We start from the raw sequence: 15,750 nt of genomic DNA, 5'->3' as shown, positions 1-15,750 counted from the left end.
CGAGGCCGGACTGTGGCCGGGTGCGCTGCGTCCGGCGCGCCCACGAGCGGATGATCTGCACGAATCCTCCACCCGCTGCACGCCCCGGTTCCGCGGGCTCCACGGGGCGTTCTCCTATGCTGCACCGGTGACCTCCCGCCACGCTGCCCCGAGCCGCCCCCGCGCCGTCCGCCACGGCAGGCACCACCGGAGGCACGGCGTCCTGCGCGGCGTGGCCCTCACGGTGGTCAGCGTCCTGTGCTTCGGCGTCTCCGGCGCCGCCGCCCTGTACGTCAAGTACCAGGGCAACATCGACTCGGTCGACGTCAGCGACCTGGTCAGCGCGCTGCCCGAGCCGACCGCCACGGGCCCTGCCGACCCCGACGACCCGAACGCGGGCCGCGACGTCAACATCCTGCTGATGGGGTCGGACGAGCGCGACGGCGAGAACGAGGCGATCGGCGGCTACGTCGGCGGCATGCGCTCGGACACGACGATCGTCGCCCACATCTCCGCGGACCGCAGCCGCGTCGAGATGATCTCGATCCCGCGCGACTCGCTGGTGGACATCCCCTCCTGCACGATGACGGACGGCTCGACGTCCAAGGCGCAGAAGTCGGCGATGTTCAACTCGGCGTTCTCGATCGGTGCGGACCAGGGCGGCGACATCGCCTCGGCCGCGGCGTGCGCGATCAACACGGTGCAGCAGAACACCGGCGTGCGGATCGACCACTTCGTCGTGGTGGACTTCGCCGGCTTCGCCAAGATGATCGACGCGATCGGCGGCGTCTCGATCTGCGTCCCGAACGACATGAACGCCCCGCTCGCCGGGCTGAACCTCACCGCGGGCCAGCAGGTGCTGGACGGCACGACCGCGCTGGCGTTCGCCCGGGCACGCAAGGGCACCGGCGTCGGCGACGGCTCGGACACCAACCGGCTGGGCCGCCAGCAGCAGCTGCTGTCCGCGGTGATCAACGAGCTGCTGACCAAGAACGTGCTGACGAACATCACGCAGCTGATCAGCTTCCTCGACTCGGCGACCGAGTCGCTGTCGATCGACTCCGGGTTCAGCTCGCTCACCGACATGGCCGGCCTCGCCTACAGCCTGCGGAGCACTCCGCGCGAGAACATCACCTTCATGACGATCCCCTTCGGCGCGGCGCCGAGCGACAAGAACCGGGTGGTGTGGACCTCCGAGGCCGACACGATCTGGGCCAACGTCGCGGCCGACCAGCCGATGCTCACCGGCACCAGCGAGGACGAGAGCGCCACCGCCGACGCCGGCACGGGCGACACGGGCACGGGCGACGCGGGCACCGGTGACTCGGATGCCGGGACCGCCACCGGGGCGCCGACGACCACCGCACCCTCCACCCCGACCGCCGCGCAGACGCGCGAGGCCGGCAAGGAGGCGTTCAGCGCCAACGACATCACGGCCTCCTGCGGCTGATCGTGGCACCCCGGGAGGATCGACCCCGTCAGGAGCCGTCGCGCGACGCGACGACCCCGCCGAGCTTCGCGCCCGGCGGGCGTGGCACGCGCCCCTCCTCGGACGGCGCCGTGCCGGTCGGTCCGGCGCGGGCCGAAGGCCCCGGACGCACGTCGCGCCCGAGCCGTCCTGCCGTGCCCGGGCGGGACGCCGGACGACCGACCCCGCAACCCGGACCCGCGGACCAGACCCCGGCGAGCTTCGCCCCGCGGGGCACCGGTCCCGCCGCCCGCCGCCCCGCCGCCGACAGCGGTGCGCGCTCCTCGGCGCGGCCCGGCTCCTCCGCCGTCCCCGCGGACGGCAGCGCCCGTGCCGACGCCGCCCGGCAGGACCCGCCAGCCGCGTCGCGCAGCACACCTCAGGACGCCGGGACGACCCGCCCGCCGCGGCGCTCCGCCCCCGCGGGTCCAGGGCACCCCGCCGCACGCGCCGCCGCACCGGCGGGCCGTCGACCGGGCGGCCCCGGCACCCCCCCGGACGGGGTGGGGACCTCGGCGACGCCGCCCCGACGCCGTCGCCGCCTGCGCGTCGTGGCCGTCATCGCCGTGCTCGTGCTGCTGCTCGTGATCGCCTGGCCCGTCGGGCTGGTGCTCTGGGCCAACGGCAAGATCCAGCACACCGCGGCCCTGTCCGGCGCCGCGAGCACACCCGGCACCACGTACCTGCTCGCGGGCTCGGACTCGCGCGAGGACGGGGTGATCGAGGACTCCGAGACCGTCGGCGCGCGCACCGACACCATCCTGCTGCTGCACGTCCCGGAGCATGGGCCGAGCGCGCTGATCTCGCTGCCCCGCGACACCTATGTGCAGATCCCCGGCTACGAGCCGAGCAAGCTCAACGCGGCCTACTCCTGGGGCGGCGCGCCGCTGCTGGTGCAGACCGTCGAGCAGCTCACCGGCATGACAGTCGACCACTACGTCGAGGTCGGCTTCGGCGGCGTCGAGCAGATCGTGGACGCGCTCGGCGGGGTCGAGCTGTGCCTGGACGGCTCCACCGGCATCACGTTCCCGGTGAACGACGAGAAGTCCGGCCTTGTCTGGGACGCCCCGGGCTGCAAGACGGTCGACGGCGTGCAGGCGCTGGCCTTCTCCCGGATGCGTTACTCCGATCCCTCGGGCGACATCGGCCGCGGGCTGCGGCAGCGGCAGCTGATCTCGGCGGTGGCCGCCAAGGCGGAGGACCCGTCGCTGCTGCTCAGGCCCACGACGCAGGTCGACCTGATCCGCACCGGCACGGGTGCCCTGACCACCAGCGACGAGACCGACGTCGTCGACCTGGGCCGCCTGGCGCTCGCGTTCCGCGCGGCGACCGGCCCGGAGGGCGTCACCGGTACCCCACCGATCCTCAGCCTGGACTACCGGCCCGGTGGCGTGGGCTCGACGGTGCAGCTGGACCCCGATCAGGTCGGCCCGTTCTTCACCGCGATCCAGGACGGCACGTTCGCGCCGGGCAGCGTCGTCGGCGGCGTCCCGCAGGGCTGACCCCGCGCCACCTCAGCGCCGCCCGTGCAGCGCCGCCGCCAGCGCCAGCCGCGCGCGCCAGCCGAACCACGCCGCCGCCACCCGCTCCCGCACGCCCGCGCACCCCGCGGTGGTGGCGCGGCGCAGCCGGGGCCCGAGCGGTCGCTCCACGCAGCGGTGCACCAGCCAGGCCAGCAGCAGCGACACCCCGACCGCGGCCGCCAGGGTGACGGCCACCGGTGCGCGCCCGCCGATCAGGTGCACGATCCACAGCCCCCAGTACTCGTGCGTCAGGTACAGCGGGTAGGTCAGCGCGCCGGCGGCGGTCAGCCCGGCCCAGCGCCACCGGGACAGCGGGGTCAGCGCCACCAGCGCGACGAGGCCGACGCAGCCGGACAGCGCGAGCGCCAGCAGCAGCGGGTCGGGGGCGACCACCGAGTTCCGGCCGAGCGACCCCATCCGCGCGGGCACCAGCGCGGCCATCGCGACGGCGGCGTTGCCGACGACCAGCAGCCAGGGCACCAGCGCGTGCCCGGTCCGGTGGATCACGTACAGCGCCATCCCGGCGGCGAACAGCGGGGCGTACGGCGCCACCAGCAGCGTCACCAGCTCGGAGGGGCCGACCGCGCGCACCAGCATCGCGGCGGCGGGCCACAGCGCGGCTGCCCACAGCACCCGGCTCCGGGTGACGCCCCAGGCGGCGAGCAGCACGATCAGCAGGTAGAACCGCACCTCCACCCAGAGCGTCCAGTAGACGCCGTCCACGTGGCCGACGTCGACCATGCTCTGCAGCAGGGTGAGGTTCACCAGCACCTGGTCGCCGGTGATGTGCTTGCCGGGCCAGATGAAGAGCAGCAGCGCGCCGGTGGCCAGCACCGCCACCCAGTACGCCGGGAACAGGCGTCCGACCCGGGAGCCGATCACGTCCGGCACCGTGCGGCCCCAGGCGGTCATCAGAATCACGAAACCGCTGATCACGAAGAACAGCTCCGGCCCGAGCGAGGTGTAGACCGCCCACGGCGCCACCGCCGGGGCCACCTCGGCGAGGTCGCGCCCCCACGCGTCGGTCTGGCGCGCGGTGAAGTGGTAGGCGAGCACGCCGAGCGCCGCGAGGAACCGCAGCCCGTCCAGCGCCGCCAGCCGCTGCGAGGGCGCGGCCGCGGGTGCCGGGAGTGCGGCGACGGGCGGTTCGTGGGCGTCGGCCGGGCGGGCGGGAGCCTCGGCGGCCGTCGCGGGGGCGCGGGTCGTCATCCGTTCGACGGTAGGCGCGCCCGGCGCACCTCGCCCGGCGAGCGGACGTCACCGCAGGTCAGCGCATTGCGACCGCGCCGTGCCGATCGGGGAGCGTCAGATCCCGAAGCCGGTGGTCGTCCGGCGCCCGTCGCCGTGCTGGGCGCGCAGCCGCTCCCCCTTGGCGTCCGCCTGGGCGCGCAGCCCGTCCTGGAACGCCACCATGGCGGCACGCAGCCGCAGGGCGGTCTCGTCGGTGCCGGCGGCGAGGATCCGCGCGGCCAGCAGCCCGGCGTTGCGCGCCCCGCCGATCGACACCGTGGCCACCGGCACCCCGGCGGGCATCTGCACGATCGACAGCAGCGAGTCCAGACCGTCCAGGCGGGCCAGCGGCACCGGCACGCCGACCACCGGCAGCGGGGTGACCGCGGCGAGCATGCCGGGCAGGTGCGCGGCCCCGCCGGCACCGGCGACGATCACCCGCAGGCCCCGGTCGGCGGCGGTGCGACCGTAGTCGACCATCTTGTCCGGCTGGCGGTGCGCGGAGACGACGTCCACCTCGACCGGCACGTCCAGCTCGGCCAGCGCCTCGGCGGCGGCCTCCATCACCGGCCAGTCCGAGTCCGAGCCCATGACGATGCCGACCAGCGGCTGCGTGCTCATGCGTCCTCCTCCTCACCGCGCAGCACGGCGGCGGCGGCCACCGCGCGGGCGCGCACGTCGTCCAGGTCGTCCCCGCTGACGGTGACGTGACCGAGCTTGCGGCCGGGGCGGACGCCCTTGCCGTACAGGTGCACCTTGGCCTCCGGGTCCAGCGCGGCGACCTCGGCCAGGCCGTCGGTCAGCTCGGCGCGGGTGCTGCCGAGCACGTTCGCCATCACGGTCCACGGGGCGCGGGCACCGGTGCCGCCGAGCGGCAGGTCGAGCACCGCCCGCAGGTGCTGCTCGAACTGGCTGGTGACGGCGCCGTCGATCGTCCAGTGGCCGGAGTTGTGCGGGCGCATCGCCAGCTCGTTCACCAGCACCCGCGGCGCGTCGCCCGCGGCAGCGCCGGGCACCTCGAACAGCTCGACGGCCAGCACACCGGTGACGTCCAGACCCTCGGCGACCAGCCGGCCGATCCGCTCGGCCTCGGCGGCGGTGCGCGGGTCCAGGCCGGGCGCCGGGGCGACCACCTCGGCGCACACCCCGTCGCGCTGCACGGACTCGACCACCGGCCAGGTGCGCACCTCGCCGGAGGGGCGGCGGGCCACCAGCACGGCGAGCTCCCGGGTGAACGGCACCCGCTCCTCGGCGAGCAGCGGCGCCCCCGTGCCGGCGGCGGCCGCGTCCAGCCAGTCGGCGGCCTGGTCGGCGTCGCGGACCACGCGCACGCCCTTGCCGTCGTAGCCGCCGCGCGCGGTCTTGACCACCGCCGTGCCGCCACCGGCGGCGAGGAAGGCGGCGAGCGCCGCGGCGTCGCCCACCGGCGCCCAGCGCGGGCACGGCACGCCGAGGGCGGTCAGCCGGGTCCGCATGACGATCTTGTCCTGCGCGTGCACCAGGGCGTCCGGGCCGGGCCGCACCGCGACGCCGCGGTCCACCAGCTCGGTCAGCAGGCCGTTCGGCACGTGCTCGTGCTCGAAGGTCAGCGCCTGCGCGCCGACCACCAGCGCCTCGATCGCCTCGGGGTCGGACGCGGCACCGACCGGCGCGTCCACGACCACCTGCGCCGCGGAGGACGCCGCGTCCTCGACCAGCACGCGCAGGTGCACGCCGAGCGCCGTCGCCGCGGGCGCCATCATGCGGGCGAGCTGCCCACCACCGACCACTGCCACCACAGGAGACGCCACGAGCGTGGAGCCTAACCGACTCCCGTGACCGTTCATCGGAGCCTCCCAGCCGACGGCGATACGGTGGGGGGATGACCTCCCCCGGCACGCAGCAGCTCCCGGCCGTGCCCGGTGCCGACCGGGCCGCGCGCTGGCAGGGGCTGGTGCGGGCCCGGCTGGTGGAGCTCGCACGGTTCTCCTCGGTCGGCGCGGTGGCCTTCGTGGTGGACATGGGCACCTACAACCTGCTGCGCTTCGGCCCCGGCGACGTGCTCGGCGGCCACCCGCTGACCGCCCGGGTGATCGCGGTGGTGCTCGCCACGCTGGTGTCCTGGCTGGGCAGCCGCTACTGGACCTTCGCGGACCAGCGCAGCGGTCGGCAGGGGCGCGAGGCCGCGCTGTTCGCGGTGATCAACGTGCTCGGCATGGGCGTGACCGTCGGCGTGCTGGCGTTCTGGCACTCGGTGCTCGGGCTGAGCGGCCCGTGGTGGGACAACGTGGCGAACGTCGTCGGCATCGGGCTCGGCACCGTGGTGCGCTACGTCGGCTACAAGCTGTTCGTCTTCACCGGCACGGCGACGCTGCCGACCTCGCTGGTGGAGATCGCGCACGAGGTGCACGGCATCCCGGACCACCCGGTGATCGCGATCCTGCCCCACCCGCACACGACGACCGAGGACGACGTCAGCGACGCCGACGGCTCCGCTCGACCCGCGGGGAGATGACCGACCCCCGGGGCAGCACCACGTCCGGCGCCATCGCCGCGGGCACCCCGGTCAGGAACAGCGCGAACACCGCGGGCCGCCGCTGGGCGAGCTCCAGGCGCGCCCCGTCCGCCGACGCCAGGTCGCGGGCCAGCGACAGGCCGAGCCCGGTGCCGGCGCCCGAGGTGACCTCGCGCTCGAAGATCCGCGGCGCCAGGTCGTCCGGCACGCCGTCCCCCTCGTCGGCGACCTCGACCACCACCGCGCGCGAGGCGCCCTGGCGCGACCGCACCGTGGTCGTGCCGCCGCCGTGCCGCAGCGAGTTCTCGATCAGGGTGGCGAGCACCTGCGCGAGCGCCCCCGGGGTGGCCAGCACCTGCGCCGTCGGGTCGACGTCGATCACCAGCCGGCGCCCCTCGGACTCGAAGGTCGGCCGCCACTCCTCCTCCTGCTGGTGCACCACCTCGAGCAGCCGCACCGCCTCCGTGGTGCCACCCTGGGCCCGGCGCGAGCGGGTGAGCAGGTCGTCGACCACGGTGACCAGCCGTTCCACCTGCTCCAGCGAGATCCTCGCCTCCTCGCGCACCGACTCGTCGCGGGAGGCCAGCATGATCTCCTCCAGCCGCATCGTCAGCGCGGTCAGCGGCGTGCGCAGCTGGTGCGAGGCGTCCGAGGCGAACTGCCGCTCGGCGGCCAGCCGTCCGGCCATCCGGTCGGCGCTGCGGGCGAGCTCGGCGGCCACCAGGTCGATCTCCTCGACGCCGGAGGGCTCGAGCTGGGGGCGCACCTGGCCGGACCCGAGCTGCTCCGCCGAGGCCGCCAGGTAGACCAGCGGGGCGGTGAGCCGGTTCGCCTGCCAGATCGCCATCGCGATGCCGGCGGCGAAGGCGACCACCGCGGCGGCGACCACCAGGCCCATCACCTGCGTGCTCATCAGGAACACGTCCCACCAGGACGCGTACATGGTGATGTGCGCGCCGGTCACCGAGGTCTCGGTGATGGTGATCGTGCGCGCGGGGACCTCCGGGCCGGCCTGGTAGCGGGCGCCGTCGGCGGCCACCACGAAGACGGAGACCACGATCCCGCCGCGCCGGTCCACGTAGGGCTCGAGCATGCCGTCGGACAGCGGGGTGCCCTCCTGCACGCGGCCGTCGATCTGCCGCGCCAGGTCGGAGGCCCGGGTCTCCAGCGAGCTGATCTCGTTGTCGCGCACGTACTGCGCGCCGAGGAACGCCAGCGGGAAGCCGAGCAGCAGCACCGCGACCGTGACGGCCGCGATCGTGGCTTGCAGGACCCGACGACGCACGGGTCAGCCCCGGGTGCCCTCGCCGGACTCGAACCGGAAGCCCATCCCCCGCACGGTGCTGATGTAGCGCGGCGCGCTGGCGTCGTCGCCGAGCTTGCGGCGCAGCCAGGACACGTGCATGTCGAGCGTCTTGGTGGAGCCGGTGGGGTCGGAGCCCCAGACCTCGCGCATCAGCGTCTCGCGGGCGACCACCGTGCCGGCCGCGCCGACCAGCACGCGCAGCAGGTCGAACTCCTTGGCGGTGAGGTGCAGCTCGCGCTCGCCCTGGAAGGCACGGTGCGCGGCGACGTCGACCCGGACGTCCTGGCTGCGCAGCTCCTCCTCCTCGGGGCCGTCCGCACCGGTGCGTCGCAGCAGCGCCCGCACCCGGGCCAGCAGCTCGGCCAGCCGGAACGGCTTGGTGACGTAGTCGTCGGCGCCGGCGTCCAGGCCGACCACCAGGTCCACCTCGTCGGCGCGCGCGGTCAGCACGAGCACCGGCGTGGTCAGGCCCTGGTTGCGGATCGCGCGCGCGACGTCGAGGCCGTCCATGTCCGGCAGGCCGAGGTCGAGGACCACCAGGTCCGCCTCGGCGGCGCGGTCGATGGCACCTTGACCGGTCCCTTGCACGCGCACGTCGTAGCCCTCACGGCCCAGCGCCCGCGCCAAAGGCTCGGCAATCGCGGGATCGTCCTCGGCCAGCAGCACCTGGGTCATTCCGCCATGCTAGGTCATGGAACGGTCTTGTCCACGGCAGAAACGGGCATCGTCGTCGTCACGTCCGCCGGTCGGCGCGCTCGGACCGGGGGTGGACCCGTGCCGCCCCGGGATCAGCCCGTGGGGGCACGACCGTCCCGTCGGCCGCCGCCTACGCTGGCGCGATGAGCTGGTGGGACCGCGTGACGCAGTGGAACGAGCGCCACAGGTTCGGCATCGACGTCGCCGTGACCTCGGCGACCGGGTTCTTCCTGGTGATCCTCAGCGGGCCGCTGGGCGCCGGGGACCTGCTGACCGCGTCCTGGGCGTTCGTCACCTGGGCGCCGCTGGCATGGCGGCGCCGCAACCCGGTGACCTCGGTGGTGCTGGTGTACTCCGCCGGCCTGCTGCACCTGTTCCTCGGCGCCCCGACCTTCCTGCCGACCGACCTCGCCGTGCTGATCGCGCTGTACTCGGTCACCGTCTACGGCCCGCGCTGGGCGCACCTGACCGCGATCGTCGGCGCGGTGGTCGGCAGCCTGCTGCTGTCGCTGAACCTGCTGATCGCCTCCCGGCCGCTGTACTCGATCGAGCAGCAGGTCTTCAGCGTGGTCTCGATCGCGATCTTCTGCGGCATGTGCGCCATCGCCACCTGGGCGTTCGGGCTGATGCGTCGCGCCCGGCGGGAGACGCTGGTGGCGCTGCGCGACCGCGCCGAGCGGCTGGAGGTCGAGCGTGACCAGCAGGCACGGATCGCCACCGCCGCCGAGCGCACCCGGATCGCCCGCGAGATGCACGACATCGTGGCGCACTCGCTGTCCGTGGTGATCGCGCAGGCCGACGGCGGTCGCTACGCCGCCGCCGCGGACCCGGACGCCGCAGTGCGGGCGCTGGGCACGATCTCCGAGACCGGGCGGGCGGCGCTGGCCGACATGCGCCGGCTGCTCGGCGTGCTGCGTGCCCCCGAGGGCGCCCCCGCCGACCCCGGCGCTCCCGCGGGCGGTGCGGTCGCGCCGTTCACCCCGCAGCCCGCCGAGCAGGACCTGGAGCAGCTGGTCGAGCAGGTGCGCGCCAGCGGGGTGAACGTCTCGCTGGTCCGGATGGGCACCGCCCGCGCGCTGCCGCCGGGCACCGGCCTGGCCGCGTACCGGATCACCCAGGAGGCGCTCACCAACGTGATGAAGCACGCCGGCCCCGGCCCCACCGTGACGGTGCTGGTGCAGTGGCTGCCGGTGGCGCTGCTGATCGAGGTCACCGACGACGGGCGCGGAGCCGCCGCCGACTCCGACGGCGCCGGTCACGGGCTGCTCGGCATGCGCGAGCGCGCCGCCATGTTCGGCGGCACCGTGAGCACCGGCCCGCGCCCGGGCGGTGGGTTCCGGGTGCGCGCCGAGATCCCGCTGCCACCGGCCCCCGGTCCGGCACCGGCCGCCGCGCCCCTAGGCTGACCGGCATGAGCGAGACGATCCGGGTCGGCGTGGTGGACGACCAGCAGCTCGTGCGGGCCGGGTTCCGCCTGGTGATCGACTCCCAGCCCGACCTGTCCGTGGTGCTGGAGGCCGGCGACGGCCAGCAGGCGGTGCGCGCGCTCACGCCCGGCACCCCGCAGGCGCAGGTGCTCGGACCGGTGGACGTCGTGCTGATGGACGTGCGGATGCCGCACCTGGACGGCCTGGCCGCCACCGAGCAGATCGTCGCCGCCGGCACGCCGGAGCACCCGGCCCCGCGGATCATCGTGCTGACCACCTTCGACCTGGACGAGTACGTGCTGTCCGCGATCCGCGCCGGCGCCAGCGGGTTCCTGCTCAAGGACGCCCCGCCGGAGGACATGCTCGCCGCGATCCGCACCGTGCACCACGGCGACGCGGTGATCGCCCCGTCCAGCACCCGGCGCCTGCTGGAGCACCTGGTGACCGCGCTGCCGCCCGAGCAGCCGCAGGCGAGCGCCGCGCACGACGCCCTCGCCCAGCTCACCGAGCGGGAGCGCGAGGTGCTGGTGCTGATGGCGCGCGGACGCTCCAACACCGAGATCGGCGAGGACCTGTTCGTCGCCGAGGCCACCGTGAAGACGCACGTCGGACGGATCCTCGCCAAGCTCGGCGCCCGCGACCGGGTGCAGGCCGTCGTCGTCGCGTACGAGACCGGCCTGGTGGTCCCCGGCTCCTGAACCGGGCCCGCCCCACCGCGGGTGGAGCGTGCGACCCCGGTCGCGTCCCGGTGTCGTCCCCCGGGATGATGCCGGGTCCGGCCCACGGGTGGACGACGACGCAGGGTGCGGGTCCGTAGCGTCGATCACGTCATCGCACCCCACCCGTGGAGCATCCCGTGGACAGCACCGCCCTCTCCCCCGCCGGCCCGCCGGCCGACCCCCGCAGCTACGCCGTCACCGACGCACCCGCCGTCCGGGCGCGCGGCCTGACCAAGGTCTACGGACGCGGCGAGGCGACCGTGCACGCGCTGGCCGGCGTCGACGTGGACTTCGCCAGCGGGGCGTTCACCGCGATCATGGGCCCGTCCGGCTCCGGCAAGTCGACGCTGATGCACGTGCTGGCCGGCCTGGACGCCGCGACCTCCGGCTCCGCGTTCCTCGGGCAGACCGACGTCACCACCCTCGGCGACGACGCGCTGACCCGGCTGCGCCGCGACCGGGTGGGCTTCGTGTTCCAGTCGTTCAACCTGCTGCCGATGTTCACCGCCGAGCAGAACATCCTGCTCCCGCTCGAGCTGGCCGGCGCCCCGGTGGACCGCGGCTGGTTCGACACCCTGGTCGGCACCCTCGGCCTCGGCGCCCGGCTGACCCACCGGCCCTCCGAGCTGTCCGGCGGGCAGCAGCAGCGCGTCGCCATCGCCCGCGCGCTGATCGCCAAGCCGGAGGTCGTCTTCGCCGACGAGCCCACCGGCAACCTGGACTCGCGCTCCGGCGCCGAGGTGCTGAGCTTCCTGCGCCGCTCCGTGCGCGAGCTCGGCCGCACGATCATCATGGTCACCCACGACCCGACGGCGGCCGCCTACGCCGACCGCGTGGTCCTGCTGGCCGACGGGCGGATCGCCGGGGACATCGTGGACCCGACGCCCGAGGCCGTGCTGACCGGGCTGGACGCGCTGCGCCAGCTCGAGAGCACCGACTCCCCGGTCGGTGCCTGATGTGGCGGCTGACCCTGGCGCAGATGCGCCGCAGCATCGGCCGACTGACCGCCGCGGCCGTCGCCATCGCGATCGGCACCGCCTTCGTCGCCGCGACCCTGCTCGCCGGTGACGTGATGCGGCGGATCTCCGCGGACTCGCTCACCGCCTCCTACGGCACCGCCGACCTGATCGCCGGGGGCGCGCGCACGGTGACCGAGCAGGACCTCGACGACCTGCGGGCGCTGCCCGGCGTCGCCGCCGCCGACCCCTACGTCCAGCTCAGCGCGGTCGAGATCGGCGCCGGCGAGCGCAGCATCAGCCAGGCCGTCGTGCCGGCACCGACGTCGAGCGTCTTCGACACCCAGCACGTCACCGAGGGCGAGATGCCCTCCGGGACCGACCAGATCACCCTGCCCGAGCGGGCCGCCGAGCGGCTCGAGGTCGGCGTGGGCGACACCGTCACCGTCTCCTACTACGCCCCCGGCGCCGCGGGCACCGGCTCCGCCGCCGACGCCGCGGGGGCTGCCGCCGACGCGCTGGACGGCGATCTCGGCTGGGGCCGCACCGAGCAGCAGGTCACCGTCGTCGGCCTCACCACCGACCCGCGCTCGGCCTGGTCGCAGTTCGACGGGGCCGCCCAGGCACAGCTCACCGACGTGGTCGCCTGGTCCGGGCAGTCGATGGACGGCGAGGCCCCCACGCTGGAGGCCCTCGGCTCCCACCAGGTCATGATCGCGCTGGCCGACGGTGCGGACGCCGCCGCCGTCCGGCAGGAGATCGTCGACACCCTGTCGGTCCCGGGCGACGAGCGGGCGCTCGCCCTCACCCGGGACGAGGCCGCCGAACGCTCGCTCTCCGGGGACGAGACCGGCCCGATCACCGTGGTGGTGCTGTCCTTCGCGGCGGTGGCGCTGCTGGTCGCCGGGCTGGTGATCGCCAACACCTTCCAGGTGCTCGTCGCGCAGCGCACCCGCACGCTGGCGCTGCTGCGCTGCGTCGGCGCCGTGCGCAGCCAGGTGCGCCGCTCCGTGCTGCTGGAGGCGACGCTGCTCGGCTCCACCGCCTCCGTCGCCGGGCTGCTGCTCGGCACCGGCCTGGTGCAGATCGCCCTGTGGGTGATGCAGAGCGCGGACCTGCCGTTCCCGGTGCCGTCGGCGGTGCACCTCACGCTGGCCGCCGTGCTCGCGCCGCTGCTGGTCGGCACCCTGGTCACCGTGCTCGCGGCGCTGTCCCCGGCCCGCGCGGCCACCCGGGTGTCCCCGATCGCGGCGCTGCGGCCCGCCGACGCCCCGGAAGGGCTGCACCGCGCCGGCCGCGCCCGGCTGGTGATCGGCCTGCTGCTCGGCCTCGGCGGGCTCGCCATGCTCGCCGGCGGCGTGTGGCTCGCCATCGAGAAGGAGGCGCTGCTCGGCGTCGGCGTCGCGATCCTCGGCGGGGCGGCGTCCTTCGTCGGCCTGCTGGTCACCGCGGTGCTGTGGATGCCGAAGATCGTCGCCGGCATCGGCGCGCTGGTCGGCCGGCTCGGCATGCCGGCCCGGCTCGCCGCCGCCAACACCGGCCGCAACCCGGCGCGCACCGCCGCTACCAGCACCGCTCTGCTGATCGGCGTCACCCTCGTCGCCATGATGAGCACCGGCGCGGTCACCGCCCGGGCGACCCTGGACGGCGAGCTCGACACCCGCTTCCCGGTCGACCTCGAGGTCAGCACCGGCACGGACTTCGCCGCCGACGGCACCGCGAGCACCCGCCCGCTGCCCGCCGGCACCGTCGACCGGCTGGCCGACATCGACGGCGTGGTCGCCGTGGCACCGGTCGCCACCGCCCAGGTGCTGCTCGGCGGCGACGCCGACACGGAGTCGCCGGTGGACGCCGTGCTGCCCTCCGACATCGCCGGGCTGCTGCGCGACCAGGAGATCTCCGCGGAGATCGGGGACGACAGCATCGTGATCGGCGAGACCATGGCGACGTCGCTCGGCATCACGGACGGCGACCGGATCCCGGTGACGCTGGCCGGGGTGGACGACTCCCCGACCGTCACGCTGACCGCCGCCGTGGCCCGGCTGTCCGGGTGGACCCCGATCGTCACCGACGCGACCCTGGCCGGGCTCGGTACGGCGGGCGCCACCGGCACCGCGTGGGTGCGGGTCGCGGACGTCAACGACTCCGGCGCGGTGGTGCAGGAGATCCAGGACGCCACCGCCGACCAGGGCCTGAGCATCATGGGCGCCGCGGTGGAGCGTGCGATGTACCAGCGGGCGATCGACACGGTGCTGGCCGTCGTGATCGGCCTGCTCGCCGTCGCGGTCGTGATCGCGCTGGTCGGCGTCACCAACACGCTGTCGCTGTCGGTGATCGAGCGCCGGCGGGAGTCCGCCACGCTGCGGGCGCTCGGGCTCACCCGCCGCCGGCTCCGGGCGTCGATGGCCGTCGAGGGCGTGCTGATCGCCGGCACCGGGGCCGTGGTCGGCGTGCTGCTCGGCACGGTCTACGGCTGGGCGGGCTCGGCCGCGGTGCTCGGCCAGCTCGGCACCGTCGAGCTGCGGGTGCCGTGGGCCGACCTCGGCCTGGTGCTGCTGGTCGCCGTGGTCGCCGGGGTGCTCGCCTCGGTGCTCCCCGGTCGCAGCGCGGCCCGCACTCCCCCGGTCGCGGCGCTCGCCGTGGCGTGAGGGGCCGTCCGCCCTCGTGAGGGGTGACGACGGACGCCCGCGTCCGACCGGTGGAGGGCCGGTCGGACGCGGGCGTCCGTGCGTGCGGTGCGGCGCGCGGGTGCGGGGGCGCTCGGGGTTCAGTCGGTGGCGGCGGAGGTGCGGGTGGTCCACGCGACGACCGGGGGCAGCAGCAGACCGACGCCGACCACCACCGCGACGACGAGCACCCCGACCGCCCACGGCCCGGCCTCGGAGCCGATCCAGCCGAACGACAGCACCACGAGCAGGATCTGCCAGGTCATCACCGGCGAGCGCGCCCACCGGTGCCCGCGCAGCAGGGCCCGCCCCGCACCGGCGAGCAGCGCGGCGACCCCGAGGGCCATCACCACCAGGAACACCACCGGCCCCGGCATGTCGCTCCCCCGCACCAGGGCGACCAGCATGCCGACCCCGGCGACCACGAGCACCAGCGCCTGCGCGAGCACCAGAGCGACCACGCCGAGCACCAGGCCGGGCGGGCGCAGGCCGGACGCGGGCGCAGGGACGGGTGCGGGGGCGTCGCTCACCCGCCGACCCTACGACGACGCACCGGCGCGACGGGTGAAACGGGCGTGCGGCAGCCCGCTCCCCGCGTGATCACGCGGCACCGACCAGGGACGTAGGTCCCACAGGTCGAGACGGTTGGCACCCGACCCCCGGCACGGGGTACGGTGCAGCCAAGGCGTCCAGGGTTCACACAGATGTGACCAACGCCTCACTGGTTACGCGCAAGAAACCTGCCCGTAACCCCTTGTGCGCTGTGCGTCGCCGTGTGAACCTATTTCTAGTTGCTGTTCACGAGCGCCGACGCTCACGCCCCCACGAGATCTCGTGCGTCGACGTGTGCTTCTGCGCCCCTCCACTCCTCCCCCCTGGGAGTGGTACGCCCCTGTGCAGAGGAGTTCTGATGGATTGGCGCCACAACGCCGCGTGTCTGACCGAGGACCCGGAGCTGTTCTTCCCGATCGGCAACACCGGCCCCGCGCTCCTGCAGATCGAGGAGGCCAAGGCCGTCTGCCGTCGCTGCGACGTCGTGGACACCTGCCTCAAGTGGGCCCTCGAGTCCGGCCAGGACGCCGGCGTCTGGGGCGGCCTCTCCGAGGACGAGCGCCGCGCCCTCAAGCGCCGCACCGCCCGCCAGCGCCGCGCCGGCTGACCGGCCCGCACCTCGCAGCACCCACGACGCCCGCGTCCCCCCTCCGGGGCCGCGGGCGTCGTCGCGTCTGCGGCCCGCGCAGAGGCACCCCGCCGAGCCGGCCCGCGCGCTCCCGCGTCCCGCCGAG

14 protein-coding genes are annotated in these 15,750 nt (G+C 75.1%); 8 read left to right on the top strand and 6 right to left on the bottom strand.

Annotation, left to right across the window (positions count from 1 at the left end; genetic code table 11):
- Window positions 1-127 precede the first annotated feature (127 nt).
- On the top strand, window positions 128-1,429 hold the full coding sequence (locus ACZ5HG_RS05265) for an LCP family protein (protein ID WP_464180854.1): 1,302 nt from the start codon (window positions 128-130) through the stop codon (window positions 1,427-1,429).
- Window positions 1,430-1,998: 569 nt separating this feature from the next.
- A complete protein-coding gene (locus tag ACZ5HG_RS05260) occupies window positions 1,999-2,949 on the top strand; it encodes an LCP family protein (protein WP_464180852.1) in 951 nt (316 codons plus the stop codon).
- Window positions 2,950-2,961: 12 nt separating this feature from the next.
- On the opposite strand, the gene ACZ5HG_RS05255 is transcribed toward ACZ5HG_RS05260, so the two are convergent.
- The 3 genes from ACZ5HG_RS05255 to ACZ5HG_RS05245 all read right to left on the bottom strand — a co-directional run bounded on the left by ACZ5HG_RS05255 (window position 2,962) and on the right by ACZ5HG_RS05245 (window position 5,990).
- Window positions 2,962-4,179 carry an acyltransferase family protein gene (locus ACZ5HG_RS05255; protein WP_464180850.1) on the bottom strand — a complete coding sequence of 406 codons (1,218 nt, stop codon included), beginning with the start codon at window positions 4,177-4,179 and terminating at the stop codon, window positions 2,962-2,964.
- Between the two features lie 96 nt (window positions 4,180-4,275).
- On the bottom strand, window positions 4,276-4,821 hold the full coding sequence (gene purE, locus ACZ5HG_RS05250; protein WP_464180848.1) for a 5-(carboxyamino)imidazole ribonucleotide mutase: 546 nt from the start codon (window positions 4,819-4,821) through the stop codon (window positions 4,276-4,278).
- Complete coding sequence (locus ACZ5HG_RS05245; protein WP_464180846.1) at window positions 4,818-5,990, bottom strand: 5-(carboxyamino)imidazole ribonucleotide synthase; 1,173 nt, start codon at window positions 5,988-5,990, stop codon at window positions 4,818-4,820. Before ACZ5HG_RS05245 ends, purE begins: the two co-directional genes overlap by 4 nt.
- A gap of 71 nt (window positions 5,991-6,061) precedes the next feature.
- Between ACZ5HG_RS05245 and ACZ5HG_RS05240 the strand changes: the two genes are divergently transcribed.
- Entirely contained in the window at window positions 6,062-6,694 is a 633-nt protein-coding gene (locus tag ACZ5HG_RS05240) for a GtrA family protein (RefSeq protein ID WP_464180844.1), read from the top strand.
- Here the strand turns inward: ACZ5HG_RS05240 and ACZ5HG_RS05235 are convergent.
- Both ACZ5HG_RS05235 and ACZ5HG_RS05230 read right to left on the bottom strand, forming a co-directional pair.
- The gene (locus tag ACZ5HG_RS05235) at window positions 6,654-7,979 is read right to left on the bottom strand and encodes an ATP-binding protein (protein ID WP_464180842.1); all 1,326 of its coding nucleotides are present in this window, start codon (window positions 7,977-7,979) and stop codon (window positions 6,654-6,656) included. The genes ACZ5HG_RS05240 and ACZ5HG_RS05235 overlap by 41 nt on opposite strands.
- 3 nt (window positions 7,980-7,982) lie before the next feature.
- A complete protein-coding gene (locus ACZ5HG_RS05230) occupies window positions 7,983-8,675 on the bottom strand; it encodes a response regulator transcription factor (RefSeq protein WP_464180841.1) in 693 nt (230 codons plus the stop codon).
- Window positions 8,676-8,839: 164 nt separating this feature from the next.
- On the opposite strand from ACZ5HG_RS05230, the gene ACZ5HG_RS05225 reads away from it, so the two are divergent.
- From ACZ5HG_RS05225 to ACZ5HG_RS05210, 4 genes are all read left to right on the top strand, one after another.
- Entirely contained in the window at window positions 8,840-10,102 is a 1,263-nt protein-coding gene (locus ACZ5HG_RS05225) for a sensor histidine kinase (protein ID WP_464180840.1), read from the top strand.
- Between the two features lie 5 nt (window positions 10,103-10,107).
- Window positions 10,108-10,821 carry a response regulator gene (locus tag ACZ5HG_RS05220; RefSeq protein ID WP_464180838.1) on the top strand — a complete coding sequence of 238 codons (714 nt, stop codon included), beginning with the start codon at window positions 10,108-10,110 and terminating at the stop codon, window positions 10,819-10,821.
- Between the two features lie 158 nt (window positions 10,822-10,979).
- Window positions 10,980-11,798: an ABC transporter ATP-binding protein gene (locus ACZ5HG_RS05215; protein WP_464180836.1), complete on the top strand. Its 819-nt coding sequence runs from the start codon at window positions 10,980-10,982 to the stop codon at window positions 11,796-11,798.
- A 23-nt stretch (window positions 11,799-11,821) separates the two neighbouring features.
- Entirely contained in the window at window positions 11,822-14,446 is a 2,625-nt protein-coding gene (locus ACZ5HG_RS05210; protein WP_464180834.1) for an FtsX-like permease family protein, read from the top strand.
- A gap of 119 nt (window positions 14,447-14,565) precedes the next feature.
- Here ACZ5HG_RS05210 and ACZ5HG_RS05205 read toward each other — a convergent pair whose 3' ends face one another.
- On the bottom strand, window positions 14,566-14,994 hold the full coding sequence (locus ACZ5HG_RS05205) for a hypothetical protein (RefSeq protein WP_464180832.1): 429 nt from the start codon (window positions 14,992-14,994) through the stop codon (window positions 14,566-14,568).
- Window positions 14,995-15,374: 380 nt separating this feature from the next.
- Between ACZ5HG_RS05205 and ACZ5HG_RS05200 the strand changes: the two genes are divergently transcribed.
- Window positions 15,375-15,623 (top strand): WhiB family transcriptional regulator, encoded by a 249-nt coding sequence (locus ACZ5HG_RS05200; protein ID WP_464180830.1) that lies wholly within the window; start codon window positions 15,375-15,377, stop codon window positions 15,621-15,623.
- The last annotated feature ends 127 nt before the right edge of the window (window positions 15,624-15,750 follow it).

Source organism: Cellulomonas sp. GTC20042 (assembly GCF_055389595.1).
Note: the sequence above shows the minus strand (reverse complement) of the source record. Positions and strands in the feature narration are given on the sequence as shown.

What these genes read in the sequence shown, in the direction of transcription:
- ACZ5HG_RS05220 (WP_464180838.1), top strand. Translation starts at nt 10,108, where the DNA reads ATGAGCGAGACGATCCGGGTCGGCGTGGTGGACGACCAGCAGCTCGTG.
- ACZ5HG_RS05225 (WP_464180840.1), top strand. Translation starts at nt 8,840, where the DNA reads ATGAGCTGGTGGGACCGCGTGACGCAGTGGAACGAGCGCCACAGGTTC.
- ACZ5HG_RS05230 (WP_464180841.1), bottom strand. Translation starts at nt 8,675, where the DNA reads ATGACCCAGGTGCTGCTGGCCGAGGACGATCCCGCGATTGCCGAGCCT.
- ACZ5HG_RS05240 (WP_464180844.1), top strand. Translation starts at nt 6,062, where the DNA reads ATGACCTCCCCCGGCACGCAGCAGCTCCCGGCCGTGCCCGGTGCCGAC.
- purE (WP_464180848.1), bottom strand. Translation starts at nt 4,821, where the DNA reads ATGAGCACGCAGCCGCTGGTCGGCATCGTCATGGGCTCGGACTCGGAC.
- ACZ5HG_RS05255 (WP_464180850.1), bottom strand. Translation starts at nt 4,179, where the DNA reads ATGACGACCCGCGCCCCCGCGACGGCCGCCGAGGCTCCCGCCCGCCCG.
- ACZ5HG_RS05200 (WP_464180830.1), top strand. Translation starts at nt 15,375, where the DNA reads ATGGATTGGCGCCACAACGCCGCGTGTCTGACCGAGGACCCGGAGCTG.
- ACZ5HG_RS05210 (WP_464180834.1), top strand. Translation starts at nt 11,822, where the DNA reads ATGCGCCGCAGCATCGGCCGACTGACCGCCGCGGCCGTCGCCATCGCG.